This window comes from Falsiruegeria litorea R37, from assembly GCF_900172225.1.
Classification (GTDB): domain Bacteria; phylum Pseudomonadota; class Alphaproteobacteria; order Rhodobacterales; family Rhodobacteraceae; genus Falsiruegeria; species Falsiruegeria litorea.
This window is the reverse complement of record NZ_FWFO01000001.1, coordinates 1,132,871-1,155,199: the sequence shown is the minus strand read 5'-3', so window position 1 is coordinate 1,155,199 and position 22,329 is coordinate 1,132,871. Positions and strand designations below refer to the sequence as shown.

Genomic DNA, 22,329 nt, shown 5'->3' with positions numbered 1-22,329 from the left:
GCAAGGGCCACCAAACCCCACTATACGCGCGAGCATGAGCACAAACCCGCCAAATCTCCGCCCCGACCTTGCCCCCGCCGCCCGGATGACCGAGCAGCCCCGCGCAGGCCAGCCAACGATTGGAATGGTGTCCCTGGGATGCCCCAAGGCGCTTGTCGACAGCGAACGCATCCTGACCCGGCTGCGGGCCGAAGGGTACGGCGTCTCGCCCGACTATGCGGGTGCCGATGCGGTGATCGTCAACACCTGCGGGTTTCTCGACAGCGCCAAGGCCGAAAGCCTCGACGCCATTGGCGAGGCGTTGACCGAGAACGGCAAGGTCATCGTGACCGGCTGCCTGGGGGCCGAGCCGGATTACATCCGCGAGCATCACCCCCGCATCCTGGCCGTCACCGGCCCGCACCAATACGAACAGGTGCTCGATGCGGTGCACGGCGCCGTGCCCCCCTCGCCCGACCCGTTTGTCGACCTGCTGCCCGCCAGCGGCGTCAAGCTCACCCCGCGCCACTACAGTTACCTCAAGATTTCCGAGGGCTGTAACCACAAGTGCAAGTTCTGCATCATCCCCGACATGCGCGGAAAACTGGCCAGCCGCCCGGCTCATGCGGTGCTGCGCGAGGCCGAAAAGCTGGTCGGCGCAGGCGTGCGCGAACTGCTGGTGATCAGCCAGGACACATCCGCCTATGGCCTCGACCGCAAATACGATGTGAACCCGTGGAAAGACGGCGAGGTGCGCAGCCACATCACCGATCTGACGCGCGAGCTGGGCAAGCTGGGCAACGCCCGCGACCTCTGGGTGCGGCTGCACTATGTCTATCCCTACCCGTCCGTGCGCGAGCTGATCCCGCTGATGGCGGACCCAGAGAGTGCGGTGCTGCCCTATCTCGACATCCCGTTCCAGCACGCCCACCCCGATGTCCTGAAACGCATGGCCCGCCCCGCGGCCTCGGCCAAAACCCTGGACGAGATCGCCGCCTGGCGCGCGGTCTGCTCCGACATCACCCTGCGCTCGACCTTTATCGTGGGCTATCCGGGCGAGACCGAGGCCGAATTCCAATATCTGCTCGACTGGATGGACGAGGCGCAATTGGACCGCGTCGGCTGCTTCCAATACGAAAACGTCGACGGCGCGCGGTCAAACGATTTGGCCGATCACGTTCCGGCCGAGGTCAAACAGGACCGCTGGGACCGCTTCATGGAAAAGGCGCAGGCGATTTCCGAGGCCAAGCTAGAGGCCAAGGTGGGTCAGGTCATGGACGTGATCGTGGACGACATCGACGAAGACGGCGTCGCCACCTGCCGCACCAAGGCCGACGCACCCGAGATCGACGGGAACCTGTTCATTGATGAAGGGACCGAAGAGTTGAGTGTTGGCGAGATCGTCACGGTCGAAGTAGATGAGGCGGGGGAGTATGATTTGTGGGGGCGCATGGCCCAAGCTCCATCAGCCGACTAAAGGAGAAGCGCACGCAGTGCCTCTTATTTTTCACGCTTATTGAACAACCCAGCGACAACTGCCGCGACCAACCCGATCGAGCTTACTGCCGTGCTTCCAACCAAAAACTCCAGAACTGAGGCTGGTAAATCAAAAGTCACTTGCTCGAATCCATCAAAGATCAACAACACAAAAACGAACATAGAGTAGCACACAAGATAACTAAAAACCCACTGTGAGTAGTTCCACCTCATCCGACGGTTATCTTTTTGGTCTTCGTGCGACAGCCTGATACTATCCAAGTGAAGCTCAATAATGTCTTCACGATACTTGTGCGTTACTTGCTCCGCCGCCTTCAAGCTATCGTCTAGATCGCTGTCTCGATCTTGGACACTGTCTCGTAGCAACGAGCTTTTTGCAAAATCTAGGTTGAATTTTTTGTAGTTGTCTTCAAAATTTTCAGTCACAGTCGTCACTTATACGAAAAAAGCGCTCACACGCGGGTGAGCGCCTTTGAAATGATATCAGGCGACACCAAAAACATTGAACTCAACTGTTTTTCGGTAAGTGCCGGGTAATACTTCTTCACTTCGTCGGATGGTGCCAACAAGCATTCAGCAAAAAAGTCAGCTTCCCGCTCCATCTCTGTGTCAACTTCGAACTTTAGCCGGGGTACATATTCTGCACTAGCTGCATGTTCAATATGCAACAAATGATGGCCCAGCTCATGAGCTATAGTGAAGAGTTTTTCCTGCGGTTCATCGTCGGTGTTTACGTAGATTCTCTTTTCGTCATGATCGTAGAAACCATGAATCTTCTTGCTTGCCTCTGGAGAAAAGTTCACAAATTGAACGTCAACCCCTTCATTTTCGGCAATAGTTTCCGCATTGTACGGCGGTTTGGTCAGATCGTACTTCTTGCGAAGAAGCTCAGCTCGCAGCTTGATATCTGTCATAACATACGCCCTCCTACAAAGTTACAGTTCAAAACTACACTGGTACTGTACCGCGTCTTAGCAGATGCTTACACTTTGGCAACGATTTTCAAACGTTACTACGTATCAAAAGTACGTACGTCGCTTTCAGCATTGCATACACACAGACACGTGTACATTTACTTAAGAAGTAACGTGTTGTTTTCCAGTAGACACGGCAACATTGGGTCTATCTGCCGCATCTGCGCAAAACCACTGCCCGGAAAGACCGCAACGCCACAGCCAACAACCTACCAATCCTCCCCCACTCCGCTATCCTCTGGATCAGACACACGCCATCCAAGGAGAGCCACATGTCCGACGCGCCCATCATCGCCCAGAAAGCCCCCTATCCGGTCGAGGTGACCGAGGGGAAAACCTATTTCTGGTGCGCCTGCGGGAAGTCTCAGAAACAACCTTTTTGCGATGGATCGCACAAGGACACCGGCCTGAACCCGGTCAAATACACGGCGCCCGCGGACAAAAAGGTCTTCTTCTGCGGCTGCAAGGCCAGCGACAAATCCCCCCTCTGCGACGGCAGCCACTCCAAGCTCTGAGGGTCAACAAGGGGGGCTCCCGCGCCCGCACGATCCTGACTGCGTCAGCACCGCTGGCGGCCTTGGGCCCAGCGCCGGGCGATGCCCGGCGCGGTTTCGCTTGGGGCACCTGTTTCGCAACACGCGCAACCCGCCGAGCGTAGCGAGGCCGGGCCCAACGGGAGGAGGTTTTTCATCAGAAAAATTGACGACGGGCGGGAGCCGCTCGCCCTTTGTGATGCCCTATCCGGTTCCACGCAGGCGGTTCAGCAGTTCTGCGTTGGCGCAATGCATCGGTGCTTCGTCCACGACGCTGCACTGTTGCGCCAGCCACTCCTGACAGGTCTCGGCGCATTCGGCACGACGGCAGGTTGTGACCATGCGGGCATATTCCCCTTCGGTCAGGCGGCCCGTTGCCATCGCCTCGGTCAACGACACCCCCATGCAACGCGCCACCGACCGAGTCAGCCAAAAGTGGCGGTTGATTGGGCCAAGGGTGTCGCGTGCGGTCATTACAAGCTCTCTATTTCGGGGCCAAGGCCGAGAACAGATCCGCGTTGCGACAATATTCCGGCGTCGCAGGTGCACTGTCGCGCCCGTTCAGCCATTGCTGGCAGTGTTCGGGGTTCGTGCAATTGGTGCAGCTGAACACCGCATCGGTGATTTCGTCGATCGAGACATTGCCGCGCAGCGCCTGCTCCTCGAGGTCGATGCCACGGACGGTTGCCATCCGGTCGACAAGATCGGCGTGGCGTTTAAGCTGTTCACGGTTTTGCATGAGTTTCATCCTCTGATCGCGCGTGTCGCGACTCAAAGGGTATCGCAGGCGCCCCACGTCGCCTTGATTCAGATCAATGCCCGATTCCTCGGTCGTCAAAATAGGCCCGCACCGCATCCTGCACTCGCCGAAACCGGTCACCACCCAATTTCTTGCCCCCGTACCACCGGGTGACGATGATCACATGATCGCTCATCTCCGCCCGTTCCATCATCCGCAGGATCACGATCCCTGCACCACTTTCACCATCATCTGCCTTGAGTGCGCCTTGCGGCAGCACCGCCGCCCAAGTGTTGTGCGTGGCCTTAGCGTAGGCACGGTCCTGCTTGAGCTCGGTCAGAACCGCGTCCACTTCGGACCGGCTGGTTACCCGCGCACCGGTCACCGCGTATTTTGAGCCGCGATCGGTCAAGATTACGCCCAGTCGGATCAAATCGCTCATTGCAACAATCCGGGATTGCGAACCGCCAACCGCACGATCTCCAGTCGCTCGGCGTTGGGAGGATGGGATCCCAGAAACTTGTCCCCCGGATCCGGCAAGCGAAAGAAAAACTGCGCGCCTCGAAGCGGATCGTATCCGGCCTCCATCGCGATGATCGAACCCAGAGCGTCTGCCTCCAGCTCAAACTCCTTGGAGAAAATGCGCGATCCGACCACGGCCCCCAACTCTTGCGCCTGTCGAATATCACTGGGGGTACCGCCTTTGCGCGCTTCTCGGTCGGCATAGAATTCCGCCCCTGCTGCCGCGTTATTGGCCTGTTTATCCAAATGCCCCAGAATGTGATGCGCGGCCTCGTGGCTCATGACAAAGGCCAACTCATCCGTGTTGCGCACATCGGCCAACATGGCGACCGTAAATATGACCACCGGGTTTCCCTTGTCATCAAGGGTTTGAAAGGCGTTGATTGGCGCCTCTGGGTCCAGGTTGATGGCGATGCGAAAGTTGCAATTGATGCCCCTGGTCCGATCGCGGCAGATACGCTCGGCCGCGGGGCCAACTGCACCACTGACTTGGCGGAAACTCAACGCAGCGGCATCTGCATCAAAGTCAGCCGGCAATTTGCCACCCGTGGGCAGGCTCGCCTCAGGGATCTGACCGCAAGCAGACATGACGACTGCCAGCAGCAATAGCATCCGACGCATAGAGGAGCCTTTCCCTGTTGAGACCTGTTTCAGAACCTAGCGCGCCAGAAATGCAGCTGCCACCCGGAAACAGCGCGGCTTTTGGTTGCATTGGCGCTTTGGGCTGGGCACTCTAGGTTTATGTTTACAATCGAGCATGAATTTGACGCCACCGTCATCACCCTGGTGGACGAAGGCGAAACACCGCTTCAGGAAGATGTCACCATCAACAGCTTTGCGGAATGTGTAACGCTGGAACAATTTGATCCCCGCACGGACAGCGTGCAAAAGATCACGTTGTCGCCCGAGCAATTGCGCGATCTGGCGGCGGCGCTGGATCTGCCCGAAGGGGTCTATCAACTGCGCCTGACCCCGGAATAGAGGCGGCTTTGGGGGCTCTGCCCTCGGTGCCAGGCGCCTCCCCGCCGTGCTTCAAACAAGAAAAATGCGCGGAGTGTCATGCTCAAAAGCTGACTACTCGGAACGTCTTGTGCCTCGAGGTTTGACCACGCATCAGGCTCAATCCACTGGGGGCTATCCCCAAAGCCTGCGCCAATAGGCGCGCAACCGCTGCATTTGCTTTGCCGTTTTCAGGAGGCGCCGTGACTGAGGCATGCAAGACCTCTCCCTTGAGCATCAAAGAGGTCTGTGCAGCGTTCGGAGTGACCTTGACCGTGATTTCCTGTCCAGGGCGCGCGTGTTCAGACAGATCCAGCAGGTTTTTGACTTTTGCTCTTGCCATGAGGCCGAGTGTGACAAGACTGAGCCGCAAGCACCACCGCTATTGTGCGGCGCGTCCAGGGGAGAGGCAAGCAGATGAAAACCGGGTTCTTTTGGGACGAAAAGTGCTTTTGGCACAGTGGCGGCAACTATGCCTTTACCCTGCCAGTGGGGGGGTTGGTGCAGCCGCTGGCCGCAGGTGGTTTTCCTGAAAGCCCCGAAACCAAACGCCGACTGATCAACTTGATGAATGTAACCGGCCTGCCCCGCGATCTGGTCATGCGCGGGGCTGAACCCGCGACGCGGACTGATCTGTTGCGTGTCCACCCCGTCGGCTATCTTGATGAATTCAAACGTCTCTCGGATGGCACAGGTGGAGAGTTGGGGCGTCGCACCCCCTTTGGCTCGGGCGGGTATGAGATCGCAGCTTTGTCTGCCGGTCTGAGCGTTGAAGCTGTTCGGGCCGTTTGGACCGGTGAAATGCCCAATGCCTATGCGCTTTCGCGCCCTCCTGGTCATCATTGCCTGCCAGATTTTCCCAATGGCTTTTGCCTGTTGGCTAACATTGCCATCGCAATTGAAGCCGCAAAATCCAGCCTCGGATTGGGCCGTGTCGCGGTCATAGATTGGGATGTACACCACGGGAACGGCACCGAGGGCATTTTTTACAACCGCGCCGATGTGCTGACGATCTCGATGCATCAAGAAGGCAACTATCCGATGGACAGCGGTGACTTCGCTGACCGGGGCAAAGGACCCGGCGAAGGGTACAATTTGAACGTTCCGTTGCCTGCTGGCGCGGGCCACACGGCGTATATGGCGGTCATGGATCAAATTGTTCTGCCCGCGCTGGATGCCTATCGGCCGGAAATGATCATTGTGGCCTGTGGCTATGACGCTTCGGGCGTGGATCCTCTGGCGCGGATGCTGGCGACTTCGGACACCTATCGGCAGATGACGCTCAGGACAAAGGCTGCAGCCGATCGGCTGTGCGCGGGCAAATTGGTTCTGGTACACGAAGGTGGGTACTCTGAGGTTCACGTACCCTTTTGCGCCCACGCCACACTGGAAGCTTTGTCAGGCAGCGACATCAGCGCACCCGATCCGCTGACCGAAGTTCTGGAGGCGCGCCAACCCTCGGCCCGGTTTGACCGTTTCCTTTTGGAACTGGTCGAAGACATGGCACACGAACTGAACCCCGGCGCAATTACACCCGGTTGATCACCATTCGTCCCCGCGCGGGCCTTGATAATATTTGCGCCGAGCAGAGCGCTCTGCCTCGGTTCGGCCCGGCGGTGGAGCGCTGCCCACTGCAAAGACAGGAGACGAAAACCCCACATTGACCGAGCTTGAAGTTGTTGGCTGACAAGCCGCCAACAACGATGCAGCGCAAATGAGATGGGAAAACGATTTGATCATGAAAGCCTCGTAGTACTGTTGAGAGCCTAGGTATCTGGCATCTTGGGTCGAAAACAACCCGGATCGCTCGGCTATGACGCAGGATTTACCCTTGAAACTTGGGCCGCACTGACCGAGATACAAGGCAACTCGCATGTAAATAGGTTTCACATATGCCCCTTGAGAACCCTGCCGCCCTGGAATTTCTGCTGTCACGAAGGTCACGCCCGGCCAAGACGCTGGTGGCTCCGGCCCCGACGCGCGCGCAATTGATGCCGCTCCTGACAGCTGCCGCCCGCAGCCCCGATCACGGCAAGCTGGAACCCTGGCGGTTCGTCGTGCTGGAACAGGGCGCGATGCCGCGCTTGGCGTCTCTGACCGAAGAGCGAGGACAGGCTTTGGGAAAATCCTCGGAAGATATCGCAAAGGGCCGAAACCAATTCGATCTAGGGCAATTGGCCGTTGCAGTGATCGAGGTGCAGAAACCCTCGGAAAAGATTCCAGCCATCGAACAAACCTATTCGGCAGGCGCGGTCTGCCTTGCGCTTTTGAACGCGGCCTTGGCGGCGGGTTGGGGCGCAAATTGGCTCTCGGGCTGGGTCAGCCATGATCGTGTGTTCCGTGAACAAGCCCTGGGATTGGCTGAACACGAGCGCATCGCGGGCTTTGTCCATATCGCCACCGAAGGTGCGGCGCCGCCCGAACGTCCCCGCCCCGACGTGGCCGCCATTACAAACTGGGTGTCCCAATGATCATTCTCAATTCGTTTTTTGCCGCCTTGGGTCAGATGGGAGATCCCCGCTTTCGTAAAGTCCTGTTTTTGGGCGTGGGTCTGACACTGGGGTTGCTTGTCGCCACCACGTTCGGCTTTGTCTGGCTGGTGCAATTTCTGGTGGGCCCGGCCGTAACCCTGCCCTGGATTGGTGAAATAACCTGGCTCGGGGATGCTGCTGGTGTTTCTTCGGTGCTGCTGATGATGGTTCTGTCCGTGTTTCTGATGGTACCTGTGGCATCGGCATTTACCTCGATGTTTCTGGACGAGGTCGCTCAGGCCGTCGAGGATCGGCATTATCCTCAGCTGCCACCAGTGCCCGGCGTTCCTTTGAGCGAAGGGCTGAGAGACTCGCTCAGTTTCCTCGGCGTGTTGCTTGCAGCAAACCTTGTGGCGCTGATCCTTTATGTCATATTTGCACCATTGGCCCCTTTCATCTTCTGGGCGCTGAATGGTTTCCTTCTGGGACGAGAGTATTTCACCCTCGCCGCTATGCGCCGCCTTGGACGTGAAGGCGCGCGCAAATTGCGCTCGAAACACTCGGTCACGATCTGGATGGCTGGAATCCTGATGGCAGTGCCGCTGTCGGTACCCTTGGTCAACCTGTTGATCCCGATCATCGGAGCAGCAACGTTCACGCACATTTACCATCACCTTGACGGGCGACCCTCCTAGAAACCTGCGCGGCCTATCGGCCTTGCGTCCTGCGGACGGCAGGGGGCCAGGCTCATGCGGGCAAAGCCCGCATGAGCCTGGCCCAACGGGAGGAGACGTCCCGCCAGGGGCGTTGACGACGAGCGGGAGTGCTTCGCGATTAAGAGGTCAGCATCCTGCAAGACAACTGACCTAGGGGATCTTGGATCACTGGTTGGACTGGAGGTTTTTCGTCCAATCAAAATCGCTGATCGAGATCCAGCCGCTCAGGATGATGCCGCCAATGATCACCCAAAGAACGAAGGCTACCCCGGTCGTGATCCACATCTTTTGTTTCATGTGATGAACTTCGGGCGCCCCGGCATGAGTCCCCGGTACAATCTCGCCCATATCCCCTTGGGTTTTGACCCGGATTGGAAGGACGATGAGCAGGGTCATGAACCAGATGACGGCGTACAAAACCAAGGCCGAAGTGATGGACATGCGAGCGCTCCTGCATGGGATCGGCCCCCACACTTAGGGGGCCGTTTTGTTAGATGGGTCAGACCTGTTCGAGTTCCACCAGGCAGCCGTTGAAATCCTTGGGGTGCAGGAAAAGCACCGGCTTGCCATGCGCGCCGATCTTGGGCTCACCCGATCCCAGAACGCGGGCACCAGTTTCCTTCAGGTGATCACGGGCCGCGATGATATCCTCGACTTCGTAGCACACGTGGTGAATGCCGCCTGCGGGGTTCTTTTCCAGAAACCCGTTGATCGGGCTGTTGTCACCCAGCGGATAGAGCAGTTCGATCTTGGTATTTGGCAATTCGATGAACACCACGGTCACACCGTGATCGGGTTCGTCCTGCGGCTCGCCCACTTTGGCGCCCAAAGCGTTGCGATACTGTGCCGAGGCTGCCTCGAGGTCGGGCACGGCAATGGCGACATGGTTCAGACGGCCGATCATGGCAAATCTCCTAAGCTCCTGTTGGTTGCAGCGGGTTATGGGGGGTCCGTCCCGCAAGAGCAAGTGCGCCATATCGCCCATCTGCCCGGGCTTGGGCGTTAACGCCTTGTTAGCCAGGGTTTCATAGCGTGGCAGCAGTCTGCCAAGAGGAGCTTGTCATGAACGATTCGGACCCCTTCGCCTCACCTCTCCGTATTCCCACGGCCACTCGCCCGCTGCTCGGCCTCACCATCCTGGTGGTCGAAGACAGCCGCTATGCCTGCGAGGCCATGCGTCTATTGTGTTTGCGCAGCGGTGCGCGCATTCGACGTGCGGATTGCCTGAAATCGGCCCGCAGACATCTGCAGATCTATCGCCCGTCGGTCATCATCGTCGACCTTGGCTTGCCCGACGGATCGGGCGCGGACCTGATCGAAGAGCTTGCCAATGCCACGCCACGCGTGGGCGTCATTCTGGGCACCTCAGGCGACGAGTTTGCCGAAGACACCGCCATCGCCGCCGGGGCAGACGGTTTTCTGGCCAAACCCATCACTTCGCTGGCTGTCTTCCAAACCGCTGTTTTGTCGAAGCTGCCAGCGGACCGGCACCCGTCGGGACCACGAGTCATGCATGATGAAACCATCGATCCTGATCCCATCGCCTATCAGGACGACATGGCACATGTCGCAGATGTGTTGACCGATACCTGTGATGGCAAAACCCTGGACTACGTTGCACAATTTGTCAGCGGCGTTGCCCGTAGCGCGTCAGACACGGTCTTGGCCAACGCCGCCCGCGACCTGGCCAAGGCACGCGCTAAAGGCGCCCCGGTGGCGACCGATGCCGCACGGGTTGCCGGGCTGATCCAGGAGCGATTGGATCGCAGAAAGGCCATCTGACATGCTCGAGACGTTCTTGATCGCCCTCAGCACCCTCGGCATCGTTCTATTCGTTCAGGCACGCATTGCGGCACGCGAAATTCGCCGCAATCGCTCGTCCATGACCGTGCAATTGAAAAAGGATCTGGTGTTGCCGTATCGCCCGGTGACGCAAAAACGCTAGGGCTTCGCGTGCCGTTCAAGCAAACAGGACCCGGCTTCGGCATGCATTGCTCTGAAAGCGTAAACAGGCAAGGACTTCGACCACTCACATCATGAGCCCGGGATCACGCCCAAGTTTCAGCCCCGGGAACACCGTGCGCTCCAAATCGCCCGCGTCTATGCCCAAAGACGCGCGCAAAACCCAAGCGGTCATTTCACGCACGTCTGCGGTTGGCAGCAAATCGCGGCGGTCATACAACTGGGCCTCGTCCAAACCCGGCCATTCTCCGTAGACGCAGCCCCCGCGCACCGCCCCACCTGCCAAAAGCATGACGCCGCCTGTTCCATGATCCGTGCCCTTTGACCCGTTCTCGGCCACAGTGCGACCAAACTCGCTCATCGTGACGACGGTGGTTTGCCCCCAGATGTCTGGTCTCAACTCGCGCTTCAACGTCAAAATAGCTTCGATCAACAGCTCGGCGGCTTTCGCCATGCCTCGTCGTTGATCACGGTGGGTGTCCCAACCGTTCAACGAAAATGCAACGATCCTTGTATCCTGTTGCAACTGATCTGCCGCATAACGCGCAATGTTGACGTGCATCCCGCCTTTATGCAGCGCTGCCATCTGGCCGGAGCCACCGACAGGAGATGAAAGCATCTCGGCCTGCGTGAACGCATTCAGAAACGCCGTCTCCTCGGACATCACACGCCGCGCGCGTTCCATCGTTTCCAAGGACAGCGACAGATCCGCATCAGGGGCCCAATGCCCGGCGGGGGCTGTTCCGTCCAAGACCCGCTGCACGCCCTGCCCCAACCCCATGGCCGTTCGCATCTCGGCCCCCGGCACCAGTTGCAGCGCGCGATTCAACCATCCGCCATGCTCAGAATCCAAGGTCGTCAAACCTGCCTCAAGCAGGTCCTGCCCATCAAAGTGACTTCGCTTGTTGCGATAGGGCGTTGCAACAGCATGAACAGCGGCCAACTCACCAGCGTCCCACAAGGGCATCAAGCCCCCAAACGCCGGGTGCAATCCAAAGAAACCATCCAGATCAGCGCGCGATGGATCCGAGGCAAGAGTTGGGCGCGCCAACGAATAGTTGGGATCTCCAAAGGGGCGGATCACGTCAATGCCATCCATCCCTCCGCGCAAGATGATCACAACCAGCCGGTTTTCCCCAGATGTCTGCGCGAAGCTGACGGAAGACACAAACGGACTGGCAGCAGCCGTACACCCAAGTGCCAAGGACCGGGACAAAACATGTCTGCGGGTCATATCACCAACCATTAATCGCCCCTTTTTATCTGCGTTGAAAACTTGGAGACATGAGCACCAGTCCGATGCCATCGGCCCGGCTTTCGGCGCCATGAACCTCGTGCTGCAAAAGCGGCGAGGCGTAGCTGCCCAATGCATGCCTCAGGAAAACACGCGGATCGACAAGGTCCGGTGTCAGAATTGAAGGCCCGGACATGGCCCACCCGATGCGCGCCGCCTGCCCTTGTGGCGACAACCAATCCGCATCGACTTCGGACCAGCCATCTGGTCCCGCCGGTCGCAACCAAGGCTGACCCATTAGCCGAAGAGGCCCAAGGAATACACGTTTCACCAAACCTGGCTTGGCCTCGGTCACCTTAGTCGCCGGCACTGCCAAGGCGCGGCAGGCTGAGGCGACAAAATCAAACGCCGGTTTGACGTTCCCCAACTTTGGGGCCCACGCCAGAGGATGGCTGAGCAGCGCATGATAGACCTCGACCAACGCCCCGCCCGTTTCGCGGTACCGCGCGGCCACATGTGCAACCAGCTCCTGCGGAGGTGCGTCGGACAAGAAATGCACCGCAAGCTTTCGCGCGATGTGGTCAGCGGTCGCCGGGTGCCGCGCAAGGTCCCGCAACACCGCCCGAATGTCACGAAACCGCGCGTCGTCCCCGCCATAGGTTTTGCCCAGAACAGTCTCTGCCCCCGGCTCTGCCGCCTTGGCACGATAGACGAACCCTTTCTCCGGCACATAGCTGATCCCGGTAAACAGCTCGGCCAATTGGCGCACGTCCGCCTGATCATAAGGCCCATCGACCCCCAACGTGTGAAGCTCGATCACCTCACGCGCCAGGTTTTCATTCAGTCCCAGGCCGCGCTTTTTCTGGCCGATCTGGCTGTTGGGTCCCACCGAATGGCGTTGATCAAGGTAATGCACCATCAGGGGATGGGTCGCAGCGGCAAACAGCAGATCTTCGAACCGGCCTAAGATATTGGGACGGATGACCTCCTCTTGATAGGGAAGCCCGCCATGGATCATGACGCCCCGTTTACCCTGGGCGGTAAAGTGATCGGCCCAGAACCGCACCAGACGTTCGCGAAAGCCTTGCGGTGTATGGGTCCAGCGCAACAGCGCTTGGCCAAACCAGGCAATGCTTTGGCGCCGCGTTGCCTTGTTGCGTTTGCGGTTTTCGTCGCGCAAAGCCGCCTTGCGGGCCGGGGTCTTGGCCTTGCGTATCGCACGGGTCAGGCGCTGTTGTTGAACCAGGCGCGCCCGGAATTCTGGGAAATCTTCGATCGGATACCTAAGCGCAGCAACGTCCGGGCCGGACAAAGCGCCCAACATCTGCTCGGTGCTGTCGGGCGGCGCAAGGCCGGGTGACAAACCGCACCCAAATCGTAATTCGGCCAATTCCGGTGAAAAGCCCATGTTTCCGTCCTTTGCAGGACAGGGTAGCAGACAGTTCGAGGCAGGCGAAGTAAAACGACCTGCCCATCGGACAGGTCGCCTTGATTTCACATGATCAGACTTATTGATCCTGAGGAATGACCCGTAAGCCCAGTTCCATCAGCTGATCCGATGTCGGATCGGACGGCGCGTCCATCATCAGGTCTTCGGCGCGCTGGTTCATCGGGAACATCATCACTTCGCGGATGTTGGCCTCATCCGCCAGAAGCATGACGATGCGGTCGATACCAGCAGCACAGCCACCGTGCGGCGGGGCGCCATAGTGGAACGCGTTGAACAGCGCACCAAAGCGGCTCTTGACTTCATCCGCGCCGTATCCGGCCAGCTCGAACGCTTTGAGCATGATCTCGGGCTTGTGGTTCCGGATCGCGCCGGACACCAGCTCGTACCCGTTGCAGGCCAGGTCGTACTGATAGCCCTTAACGGCAAGCGGGTCGCCGTTCAGCGCGTCCATCCCGCCTTGGGGCATCGAGAAGGGGTTGTGTTCGAAATCGATGGCACCGCTTTCCTCGTCCTGCTCGTAGATCGGGAAATCGACGATCCAGGCAAAGGCAAACCGGTCCTTGTCGGTCAGGCCCAGTTCCTCACCGATGACGTCACGCGCTTTGCCAGCAACCTTTTCGAACGCTTTGGGCTTGCCACCCAGAAAGAAGGCCGCGTCGCCCACATCCAGACCCAGCTGTTGGCGGATCGCCTCAGTGCGCTCGGGGCCAATGTTCTTGGCCAGCGGACCCGCAGCCTCCATACCTTCGCCCTGATCGCGCCAGAAGATATATCCCATGCCCGGCAGGCCTTCGCCCTGGGCAAATTTGTTCATGCGGTCACAGAATTTGCGGCTGCCGCCCGTGGGCGCCGGGATCGCACGGATTTGCGTGCCGTCCTGCTCCAGCAGCTTGGCAAAGATGGCAAAGCCGGAACCACGGAAATGTTCCGAGCAGTCCTGCATTTCAATCGGGTTGCGCAGGTCGGGCTTGTCCGAGCCGTATTTCATTGCCGCTTCGGCATAAGGGATCTGCGGCCAGTCCTGCGGCGCGTCGACTTTTTTGCCGCCGCCGAACTCTTCGAACACGCCCGCCAGCACCGGTGAGATGGTGTCGAACACGTCCTGCTGCGTGACAAACGACATCTCCAGGTCAAGCTGGTAGAAGTCGGTCGGCGAACGGTCGGCCCGCGGATCTTCGTCGCGGAAGCAGGGCGCGATCTGGAAATACTTGTCAAAGCCCGAGACCATGATCAGCTGTTTGAACTGCTGCGGGGCCTGCGGCAGGGCATAGAACTTACCCGGATGCAGGCGCGACGGCACCAGGAAGTCGCGCGCGCCCTCAGGCGAAGATGCGGTGATGATCGGCGTCTGGAATTCGCGGAAGTTCTGATCCCACATCCGGCGGCGCATCGATGCGACCACGTCCGAGCGCAAGGTCATGCTGTTTTGCATCTTCTCGCGACGCAGGTCGAGGTAGCGATAGCGCAGGCGGGTTTCTTCGGGGTACTCCTGATCGCCGAACACCATCAACGGCAGCTCGTCGGCGGCACCCAGAACTTCAATGTCGCGAATAAAGACCTCGATCTCGCCGGTCGAGATCTTGGGGTTGATCAGGCTCTCGTCGCGGGCCTTCACCTCGCCGTCGATGCGGATGCACCATTCAGAGCGGACCTTCTCGATCTGCGCAAAGACGGGGCTGTCGGGGTCGGCCATGACCTGTGTCATGCCGTAGTGGTCGCGAAGGTCGATGAAGAGCAGCCCGCCGTGATCGCGCACGCGGTGCACCCAGCCCGACAGACGGACGGTCTCACCAACGTTGGATTTGTTCAGGTCGGCACAGCTGTGCGAGCGATAGGCATGCATGTCGGATATCCCTTGGGGGCGTAAAATAGCGTCGCGCCGATACACCGCGCCAGCACACAGAAGTCAAGGGAGAGTGACCTTGGCGGGGGCGCGGTGGCGGATTTTTTGAAAAAACCCGGCTTGGGGGCGCTGCCCCCTCTTGGCCTGCGGCCAATTCACCCCTGGGATATTTGGAGCAAGAGGAAGAACGGGGGATTAGATCAAGGGCCAGCGCGGTCCCTGATAGGTGACCCCAATTTCCCCGCGCAGGGAATTCCCGACGGTAATCCATTGGGCGTGTCGCAGGTCCTTGAGTGTCACAACCTGCTCGATCACCCGGTTCTTTTCCAAAAGCCTTTGACGCAAAATGCCGGGCAAGCATCCGCTGCTTAACGGGGGTGTCACCTTTGGCCCCGCCTGCAGTTTGACGAAGAGGTTGGTGATCGTGCCTTCGCACAACTCGTCGCGTTCGTTCAGGAATAAAAGTTCATCCACGCCTGTTGGCAGATTGGCGCGAGTTTGATCATAGAGCATACGGCGGGTGGTTTTATGTTGCAGCCAAACGTCATCGGAGTTGAGGCGGTGGTCTGCGATTTGAACGATCCACGGTCCAGACCTAGGCTCGAGGGGGGCCATAGTGATTTCAGAGCTTCCCGCAACGTCCAACGTCAGACGGGCTCGCAAGACCTCTGGCGCCTTTATCCTGCGTATCTCCGCTTCGGTCGCGCGCCGATCAAAGTCGATTTCGAATGCCTGGGCTGAACGCTCCATGCGGCGCAGATGTCGCGACAGGTCGTGTGCGCCAGTTTCGGGATCGATCCGAAAGGTTTCGATCAGGCGGAAGTCAGGCTCAACTGGCTTGCAAAGCGGGCTTTCCATAGGGCCTCCTCATATTCCGACGGGGCGGTGCTGTCCCAGACGACGCCGCCACCCACATTGAGTGTGGCCTTTGCCCCCTCAACCATCAACGTGCGGATAGCCACGTTGAATTCGGACCGGCTATCGGGCGCAGCCCAGCCGATGGTGCCGCAATAGATGTCGCGCGGCCAGGGTTCGAGATCCGACAGGATCTCCATCGCGCGGATCTTGGGCGCGCCGGTGATGGACCCGCAAGGAAAGAGCGCGCGCAAAATGTCGGCAAGCCCGGCGTCCGGGTTCAGTTTGGCCCGCACCAGCGAGACCATCTGATGCACGGTGGCATAGGTTTCGACCTTGAACAGCTCGGGCACACCAACCGAGCCGGGCCGTGCCACGCGGCTGATGTCGTTGCGCAGCAGATCCACGATCATCAGGTTCTCGGCCCGGTTCTTTTCGTCCTGGGACAGGAACGCCTTGCGCCGCGCATCTTCGACCGGGTCGGCGCTGCGTGGCTGCGTGCCCTTCATAGGACGCGTTTCGATCGAACCGGCGGCGTCGGTGCGAAAGAACAGTTCGGGCGAGCGGCTAAGGATGTCGGGCAGCCCCTCTTGCCGAACAAGCGCGCCATGCCCCACCATCTGACGCTCGGACAAGGCCGCATAAAGCTGCTCGGATGTCCCGTCGACCTCGGCGTCGATGGGAAAGGTCAGGTTGGCCTGATAGATGTCCCCTGCCCCTATGGCGTCATGCACCTTGGCAAAGGCCCGACCATATCGCGCCTCGTCCCAACGGGGTTGGAACGCCGTGAACCCTCCTCCAGCAGCGGCCAAAGGTCGCTGAACCGGCGCGCCATAAACGCCCATACAGATCAGCGGCAGCTTGCGACCCTTGGGCATCCGTTCTGCCAGTTTCGGCTCCAGTGCATATCCCAGCTCGTAACTGGCATAGCCCGCCACCCACGCGCCGTTCTTTTGTGCCGCGTCGATTTCGTGCAAAGCTTCAGGCACATGGCACGCCTCGTCCGCCCGAACCACATAGACAGGTTCAGCGAAGGTTGTGCCGGGCCCCGCTGGCCCCTGATCAAAGCGTATCTGCAATTTCGACCCCATTTCGGCAGGCTTGCCGTATACTCAATTCAGAGCCGACGAAAAGGGGGGAATGCGGCGAATAGCGGTCATATTGCGAAGGCCCTTGCACCTTTTCGCGCGGTGCCTATAACGCAGGACAATTTGGGCGCTTGGGCGGTGCCCTGACTCGCGGACAATCAAAGGAACCAGGCCATGCCGAAGAGAACCGACATCCAGTCGATCATGATCATTGGGGCGGGACCCATTGTTATTGGTCAGGCCTGTGAATTTGACTACTCGGGTGCTCAGGCCTGTAAGGCGCTGCGCGAAGAAGGCTATCGGGTCATCCTGGTGAACTCGAACCCGGCGACCATCATGACCGATCCGGGTCTGGCCGACGCCACATACATCGAGCCGATCACGCCCGAGGTTGTCGCAAAGATCATCGAGAAAGAGCGCCCCGACGCGCTGCTGCCGACGATGGGTGGTCAGACCGGCCTGAACACCTCGCTGGCACTCGAAGAGATGGGCGTGCTCGACAAGTTCAATGTCGAGATGATCGGCGCCAAGCGCGACGCCATCGAAATGGCCGAAGACCGCAAGCTGTTCCGCGAAGCGATGGACCGCTTAGGCATCGAAAACCCCAAAGCCACAATCGTCACCGCCCCCAAGAAAGACAACGGCACCGCTGATCTGGACGAAGGTGTGCGGATCGCGCTGGAGGCGCTCGATGAGATTGGCCTACCCGCAATCATCCGCCCCGCCTTTACCCTGGGCGGCACAGGCGGCGGCGTGGCTTATAACCGCGACGATTACATCCACTTCTGCCGCTCGGGCATGGATGCCTCGCCAGTGAACCAGATCCTGGTCGACGAAAGCCTGCTGGGATGGAAAGAATACGAGATGGAGGTGGTGCGCGACACTGCCGACAATGCCATCATCGTCTGCTCGATCGAAAACGTGGATCCGATGGGCGTGCACACCGGTGACTCGATCACCGTGGCCCCTGCGCTGACCCTGACGGACAAAGAGTTCCAGATCATGCGCACCCACTCGATCAACGTTCTGCGTGAGATCGGCGTCGAGACCGGCGGGTCAAACGTGCAGTGGGCCGTGAACCCCGCCGACGGCCGCATGGTCGTGATCGAGATGAACCCGCGCGTGTCGCGCTCGTCCGCTCTGGCGTCCAAGGCGACCGGTTTCCCGATCGCCAAGATCGCGGCGAAACTGGCCGTCGGCTACACGCTGGATGAGCTGGACAATGACATCACCAAAGTGACGCCCGCGTCGTTTGAGCCGACCATCGACTATGTCGTCACCAAGATCCCGAAATTCGCCTTTGAGAAGTTCCCCGGCTCGGAACCCTACCTGACCACCGCGATGAAATCGGTGGGTGAGGCGATGTCGATTGGCCGGACCATCCACGAATCGATGCAAAAGGCGCTGGCCTCGATGGAATCGGGCCTGACCGGGTTCAACGAAATCGAAATTCCGGGCCTGACCGTCGGTGTCTGGGACGAGGCCGACGATAAGGCGTCCGTCATCAAGGCGATCAGCCAGCAAACCCCCGACCGCCTGCGCACCATTGCCCAGGCGATGCGTCACGGGTTGAGCGACGACGAAATCCACGGCGTCACCATGTTCGACCCCTGGTTCCTGGCCCGCATCCGCGAGATCGTCGATGCCGAGCGTGACCTGCGCAAGAACGGTCTGCCGGTGACGGCTGAGGGCATCCGCGCGCTGAAAATGCTGGGCTTCACCGATGCCCGCCTGGGTGAGCTGACCGGCCGGGACGAGGACAACGTGCGCCGCGCCCGCCACAACCTGGGCGTCACTGCCGTGTTCAAGCGCATCGACACCTGCGCGGCCGAGTTCGAAGCGCAAACGCCCTACATGTATTCGACCTATGAAGCGCCCATGATGGGTGAAGTCGAGTGCGAAGCGCGGCCCTCGGACCGCAAAAAGGTCGTCATCCTGGGCGGCGGTCCAAACCGGATCGGTCAAGGCATCGAGTTCGATTACTGCTGCTGTCACGCCTGTTTCGCGCTGACCGAGGCCGGGTATGAGACCATCATGGTCAACTGCAACCCCGAGACGGTGTCGACCGACTATGACACCTCGGACCGCCTGTATTTTGAACCGCTGACGTTCGAACATGTGATGGAGATTCTGACCACCGAGAAGCAGAACGGCACGCTTCACGGTGTCGTCGTTCAGTACGGTGGTCAGACTCCGCTGAAGCTCGCCAACGCTTTGGAGGCCGAGGGCATCCCGATCCTGGGCACCTCGCCCGACGCCATCGACCTGGCCGAAGATCGCGAGCGGTTCCAGGCGCTGGTCAACGAACTGGGCCTGAAGCAGCCCAAGAACGGCATCGCCTCGACCGACGCGCAGGCGCTGGAAATTGCCGAAGACATCGGTTTCCCGCTGGTGATCCGCCCGTCTTACGTGCTGGGTGGCCGCGCGATGGAGATTGTGCGCGATATGGGTCAGCTGGAACGTTACATCGCCGAGGCGGTTGTTGTGTCAGGTGACAGCCCGGTTCTGCTCGACAGCTATCTGGCGGGCGCGGTTGAATTGGATGTGGATGCGATCTGTGACGGCACCGACGTGCATGTCGCGGGCATCATGCAGCACATCGAAGAGGCCGGCGTGCACTCGGGCGATAGCGCCTGCTCGCTGCCGCCCTACTCTCTGTCGAAAGAGATCATCGCAGAAATCGAAGAGCAAGCATTCAAACTGGCCAAGGCGCTCAACGTTGTGGGCCTGATGAACGTGCAGTTCGCGATCAAGGACGATGAGATCTACCTGATCGAGGTCAACCCCCGCGCCTCGCGCACCGTGCCGTTTGTGGCCAAAGCCACCGACAGTGCGATTGCATCCATTGCTGCGCGTGTGATGGCAGGTGAGAAGCTTTCGAACTTCCCCAAGCGCCCGCCGTACAAGGAAGGTCAGGACACCAAGATTGCCGACCAGATGACGCTGGCCGACCCCAACATGCCGTGGTTCTCGGTCAAAGAGGCTGTGATGCCTTTTGCCCGCTTCCCCGGTGTCGACACCATCCTGGGCCCGGAAATGCGCTCAACCGGTGAGGTCATGGGTTGGGACCGCGATTTCCCGCGCGCTTTCCTCAAGGCGCAGATGGGCGCTGGCATGGTGCTACCATCCGAAGGTCGCGCGTTCATCTCGATCAAGGACGCCGACAAGGGCGCGCTGATGCTTGAGGCGGCGCAGGTGCTGGTGGCGCAGGGCTTTACGCTGGTCGCAACCCGCGGCACCCAAAGCTGGCTGGCGGAACAGGGCGTGCCCTGTGACACCGTCAACAAGGTCTATGAGGGTCGCCCGGACGTGGTCGACATGCTCAAAGACGGTCAGGTGCACCTGCTGATGAACACCACCGAAGGCGCGCAGGCGGTCGAGGACAGCAAGGGCATCCGCTCGGTCGCCCTCTATGACAAGATCCCCTATTTCACCACGGCTGCTGGCTCCAACGCCGCCGCCCTGGCGATCAAGGCGCAGGCCGAGGGCGATGTCGAGGTTAAAAGCTTGCAAGGCTGACCCCGGTCTGACCACAAGCCCCGACAAGAGATTGCCGGGGCTTTTTTTTCGAACTCCCAATGGCCCAGACGCACCTTGTCAAGCGCATTGCTCGCAGGCAGGTTCAAAGCAGTCAGCCAAAGGAGCCGCCATGTCCCTGCAGAATGAACTGAACCGCTTGTTCAGCATGGTGAGTCAGGGAAAGTCCAAAAAGGCGCTTGCTCAAGCAAAGGCGGCCATACGCCGATATGGTCAGCATCCTGCCCTTTTTCATATCTCCGCTCTTGCTCAATGCGCAGCAGGAAAACAAAGAGAGGCTATACCAAATTTCCAAAAAGCGTTGAAACTTGACCCCGACTTTCATGATGCGGCAAAGGCGTATGCCACCGTCCTGATAAAACTTGGTCAAGCAAAACAGGTTGTTAGCGTGTTGCGCCGCGCATCTGCAGCCTTACCCGATGATCCTGCAATTGCAAAACTCACGGCCTTGGCCAAATTTTCCGAACGCCAACTTGACGCGGCGTCCGAGGCAGCAACGCACTTTTTGCAACTGCAACCCGATGATGTGCAGGGTTATTTGCTTCGCGCTGACATATTTGAAGCAGGCAATCGCCTGAAAGAAGCTGCTGAAGATGTCATGCACGCAATTGCGAAAGTGCCCAACGACCCCGAACTTTGGATCAGGCTGAGTATGCTGAACGCTGAGCGTGGCGAACACGATGCTGCATTGCAGACCGCAGAGCAGGCCGTGAGCATTGCTCCAGACTATCCGCGCGCCATCATGCAACAGGCAAATCTATTGCTGGGAGCCGGGTTTCGCAGCGAAGCCATCCAAGGGTATCGCCGGGCACTGACTCTCAATCCCGGTGAACCGGAAACGATTGATCAACTGGCAAAACTTCAGACCACCGAAGAGAACGCAGGCCTGGAGCCTTCTGTGGCGAGCCTTTTCAAAAGTGCAAAGGGTCGAAATCGGGCCATTCTTGGGTTTGCACTCACGGCTATTGCCGAGCAAAAGGGCGACAACGCAGCAGCACAGTCTTACCTCTCGGCAGCCAATCGTGAAATGGCAAAGCTCACCCCCTACTCGCGCAAATCCGAACAGACAGTCAATGACAAGATCATGGGTCGGTATGCCGATGTAAAACCCTCTGAGCAAAGTGAGAACCACAAGGGCCCCTGCCCGATCTTCATCCTTGGCCTACCTCGTTCAGGCACGACGCTGATCGAAACGATTTTGGGCAACCATCCCGACATATCCCCATTGGGTGAAAGAGACAGTTGCGATTTATTGTATCCAGTTATTGACGGCAATCTTGTCTTCGACAAAACGGCGACCGACGAATTTGTCAGACGTGACCAAGCTGAGTTGTCAGAAGAGGCCAAAGGCAGCAGGTTCTATACCGACAAGATGCCCGAGAACCATCGCATGATCGGCTTTCTAAAGACCGCGTATCCCGACTGCCGTATCATACACGTCAAAAGAGACCCACGCGACACCGCTTTGTCGATGTGGCGCGCTCGTTTCGCGGATGGGGCGTTGGCCTATACCTATGATTTTTCAGATATGGCGCATCGCTTCAATTTGTACGCAGAGATGATGCAAATGTGGCAGCGCCTGTATCCCGACGAGATCCATGTTGTGCACTACGAAGACGTGGTCTCTGACCCCGTATCTGTCAGCAAAAGGTTGGCAGATTTATGTGATGTGACCTGGTTGGATGCAATGGCGCATCCCGAAACAAGCGCAAACACGGTAAGAACATTGACAGCGTACCAACTGCGCCAACCCGTGCACAGTCGATCAGTTGGAAAGTGGCCAGGCAAGGAAGATCTGCTGAAACCTTTCCTTGATGGTCTTGACCCCAAACTCTGGCCGGAATTGGCTGCTGTCTGAGTCGAGGTCAGTGATGTCATCATCTTTTGCTTCAAGACTGTTTCAGACGTGATGGACACCTAAATGACCAAG

The 22,329-nt window shown here is 59.0% G+C and carries 24 protein-coding genes; 10 read left to right on the top strand and 14 right to left on the bottom strand.

All coding sequences use genetic code 11. The features are described from left to right. The first annotated feature begins 34 nt into the window (after positions 1-34). Entirely contained in the window at positions 35-1,456 is a 1,422-nt protein-coding gene (gene rimO / locus TRL7639_RS05740) for a 30S ribosomal protein S12 methylthiotransferase RimO (protein ID WP_085794796.1), read from the top strand. A gap of 23 nt (positions 1,457-1,479) precedes the next feature. Here rimO and TRL7639_RS05735 read toward each other — a convergent pair whose 3' ends face one another. Together TRL7639_RS05735 and TRL7639_RS05730 are read right to left on the bottom strand one after the other, a co-directional pair. After that, entirely contained in the window at positions 1,480-1,902 is a 423-nt protein-coding gene (locus tag TRL7639_RS05735) for a hypothetical protein (protein ID WP_133057615.1), read from the bottom strand. A gap of 26 nt (positions 1,903-1,928) precedes the next feature. Further along, complete coding sequence (locus TRL7639_RS05730) at positions 1,929-2,390, bottom strand: ImmA/IrrE family metallo-endopeptidase (protein WP_085794794.1); 462 nt, start codon at positions 2,388-2,390, stop codon at positions 1,929-1,931. Positions 2,391-2,722: 332 nt separating this feature from the next. Between TRL7639_RS05730 and TRL7639_RS05725 the strand changes: the two genes are divergently transcribed. Continuing rightward, entirely contained in the window at positions 2,723-2,965 is a 243-nt protein-coding gene (locus TRL7639_RS05725; protein WP_085794793.1) for a CDGSH iron-sulfur domain-containing protein, read from the top strand. Between the two features lie 222 nt (positions 2,966-3,187). On the opposite strand, the gene TRL7639_RS05720 is transcribed toward TRL7639_RS05725, so the two are convergent. The 4 genes from TRL7639_RS05720 to TRL7639_RS05705 form a co-directional block, all read right to left on the bottom strand. Next, positions 3,188-3,457, bottom strand: a complete 270-nt coding sequence (locus TRL7639_RS05720; protein ID WP_085794792.1) for a DUF6455 family protein — start codon at positions 3,455-3,457, stop codon at positions 3,188-3,190. A 10-nt stretch (positions 3,458-3,467) separates the two neighbouring features. Then, positions 3,468-3,722, bottom strand: a complete 255-nt coding sequence (locus TRL7639_RS05715; protein WP_085796270.1) for a DUF6455 family protein — start codon at positions 3,720-3,722, stop codon at positions 3,468-3,470. A 73-nt stretch (positions 3,723-3,795) separates the two neighbouring features. Continuing rightward, the gene (locus TRL7639_RS05710) at positions 3,796-4,164 is read right to left on the bottom strand and encodes a YigZ family protein (protein ID WP_085794791.1); all 369 of its coding nucleotides are present in this window, start codon (positions 4,162-4,164) and stop codon (positions 3,796-3,798) included. Further along, a complete protein-coding gene (locus TRL7639_RS05705) occupies positions 4,161-4,865 on the bottom strand; it encodes a M48 family metallopeptidase (RefSeq protein WP_085794790.1) in 705 nt (234 codons plus the stop codon). The genes TRL7639_RS05710 and TRL7639_RS05705 overlap by 4 nt, the downstream gene beginning before the upstream one ends. Positions 4,866-4,985: 120 nt before the next feature. Here TRL7639_RS05705 and TRL7639_RS05700 point away from each other — a divergent pair, with 120 nt between their 5' ends. Next, positions 4,986-5,225, top strand: coding sequence for a DUF8831 family protein (locus TRL7639_RS05700; RefSeq protein WP_085794789.1), 240 nt, complete (start codon positions 4,986-4,988; stop codon positions 5,223-5,225). Positions 5,226-5,307: 82 nt separating this feature from the next. Here the strand turns inward: TRL7639_RS05700 and TRL7639_RS05695 are convergent, their stop codons facing one another. After that, positions 5,308-5,586: a DUF167 domain-containing protein gene (locus TRL7639_RS05695; protein WP_085794788.1), complete on the bottom strand. Its 279-nt coding sequence runs from the start codon at positions 5,584-5,586 to the stop codon at positions 5,308-5,310. A 74-nt stretch (positions 5,587-5,660) separates the two neighbouring features. On the opposite strand from TRL7639_RS05695, the gene TRL7639_RS05690 reads away from it, so the two are divergent. The 3 genes from TRL7639_RS05690 to TRL7639_RS05680 all read left to right on the top strand — a co-directional run bounded on the left by TRL7639_RS05690 (position 5,661) and on the right by TRL7639_RS05680 (position 8,409). Beyond that, positions 5,661-6,785 carry a histone deacetylase-like amidohydrolase gene (locus TRL7639_RS05690; protein WP_085794787.1) on the top strand — a complete coding sequence of 375 codons (1,125 nt, stop codon included), beginning with the start codon at positions 5,661-5,663 and terminating at the stop codon, positions 6,783-6,785. A gap of 350 nt (positions 6,786-7,135) precedes the next feature. Continuing rightward, positions 7,136-7,714, top strand: coding sequence for a nitroreductase family protein (locus TRL7639_RS05685; RefSeq protein WP_085794786.1), 579 nt, complete (start codon positions 7,136-7,138; stop codon positions 7,712-7,714). Next, a complete protein-coding gene (locus TRL7639_RS05680) occupies positions 7,711-8,409 on the top strand; it encodes an EI24 domain-containing protein (RefSeq protein ID WP_207559641.1) in 699 nt (232 codons plus the stop codon). The genes TRL7639_RS05685 and TRL7639_RS05680 overlap by 4 nt, the downstream gene beginning before the upstream one ends. A gap of 186 nt (positions 8,410-8,595) precedes the next feature. Here the strand turns inward: TRL7639_RS05680 and TRL7639_RS05675 are convergent, their stop codons facing one another. Both TRL7639_RS05675 and mce read right to left on the bottom strand, forming a co-directional pair. Continuing rightward, positions 8,596-8,871, bottom strand: a complete 276-nt coding sequence (locus TRL7639_RS05675) for a DUF1467 family protein (protein WP_085794785.1) — start codon at positions 8,869-8,871, stop codon at positions 8,596-8,598. A 58-nt stretch (positions 8,872-8,929) separates the two neighbouring features. Further along, positions 8,930-9,334, bottom strand: a complete 405-nt coding sequence (gene mce / locus TRL7639_RS05670) for a methylmalonyl-CoA epimerase (RefSeq protein WP_085794784.1) — start codon at positions 9,332-9,334, stop codon at positions 8,930-8,932. A 158-nt stretch (positions 9,335-9,492) separates the two neighbouring features. On the opposite strand from mce, the gene TRL7639_RS05665 reads away from it, so the two are divergent. Beyond that, positions 9,493-10,212 (top strand): response regulator, encoded by a 720-nt coding sequence (locus TRL7639_RS05665; protein ID WP_085794783.1) that lies wholly within the window; start codon positions 9,493-9,495, stop codon positions 10,210-10,212. Between the two features lies 1 nt (position 10,213). Further along, positions 10,214-10,375 carry a hypothetical protein gene (locus tag TRL7639_RS23030; RefSeq protein ID WP_165759705.1) on the top strand — a complete coding sequence of 54 codons (162 nt, stop codon included), beginning with the start codon at positions 10,214-10,216 and terminating at the stop codon, positions 10,373-10,375. 84 nt (positions 10,376-10,459) lie between these two features. On the opposite strand, the gene TRL7639_RS05660 is transcribed toward TRL7639_RS23030, so the two are convergent. The 5 genes from TRL7639_RS05660 to TRL7639_RS05640 all read right to left on the bottom strand — a co-directional run bounded on the left by TRL7639_RS05660 (position 10,460) and on the right by TRL7639_RS05640 (position 16,865). Then, positions 10,460-11,626 carry a DUF1501 domain-containing protein gene (locus TRL7639_RS05660; RefSeq protein WP_085796268.1) on the bottom strand — a complete coding sequence of 389 codons (1,167 nt, stop codon included), beginning with the start codon at positions 11,624-11,626 and terminating at the stop codon, positions 10,460-10,462. A 25-nt stretch (positions 11,627-11,651) separates the two neighbouring features. Beyond that, entirely contained in the window at positions 11,652-13,034 is a 1,383-nt protein-coding gene (locus TRL7639_RS05655; RefSeq protein WP_085794782.1) for a DUF1800 domain-containing protein, read from the bottom strand. Between the two features lie 100 nt (positions 13,035-13,134). Next, the gene (gene aspS / locus TRL7639_RS05650; RefSeq protein ID WP_085794781.1) at positions 13,135-14,919 is read right to left on the bottom strand and encodes an aspartate--tRNA ligase; all 1,785 of its coding nucleotides are present in this window, start codon (positions 14,917-14,919) and stop codon (positions 13,135-13,137) included. Positions 14,920-15,114: 195 nt separating this feature from the next. Further along, entirely contained in the window at positions 15,115-15,777 is a 663-nt protein-coding gene (locus TRL7639_RS05645; protein ID WP_085796267.1) for an aminotransferase class IV family protein, read from the bottom strand. Next, a complete protein-coding gene (locus tag TRL7639_RS05640; protein WP_235820263.1) occupies positions 15,732-16,865 on the bottom strand; it encodes an aminodeoxychorismate synthase component I in 1,134 nt (377 codons plus the stop codon). The genes TRL7639_RS05645 and TRL7639_RS05640 overlap by 46 nt, the downstream gene beginning before the upstream one ends. 171 nt (positions 16,866-17,036) lie before the next feature. Here TRL7639_RS05640 and carB point away from each other — a divergent pair, with 171 nt between their 5' ends. Next, positions 17,037-20,381: a carbamoyl-phosphate synthase large subunit gene (gene carB, locus TRL7639_RS05635; RefSeq protein ID WP_085794780.1), complete on the top strand. Its 3,345-nt coding sequence runs from the start codon at positions 17,037-17,039 to the stop codon at positions 20,379-20,381. 130 nt (positions 20,382-20,511) lie between these two features. Next, positions 20,512-22,257: a tetratricopeptide repeat-containing sulfotransferase family protein gene (locus TRL7639_RS05630; protein ID WP_165759761.1), complete on the top strand. Its 1,746-nt coding sequence runs from the start codon at positions 20,512-20,514 to the stop codon at positions 22,255-22,257. The last annotated feature ends 72 nt before the right edge of the window (positions 22,258-22,329 follow it).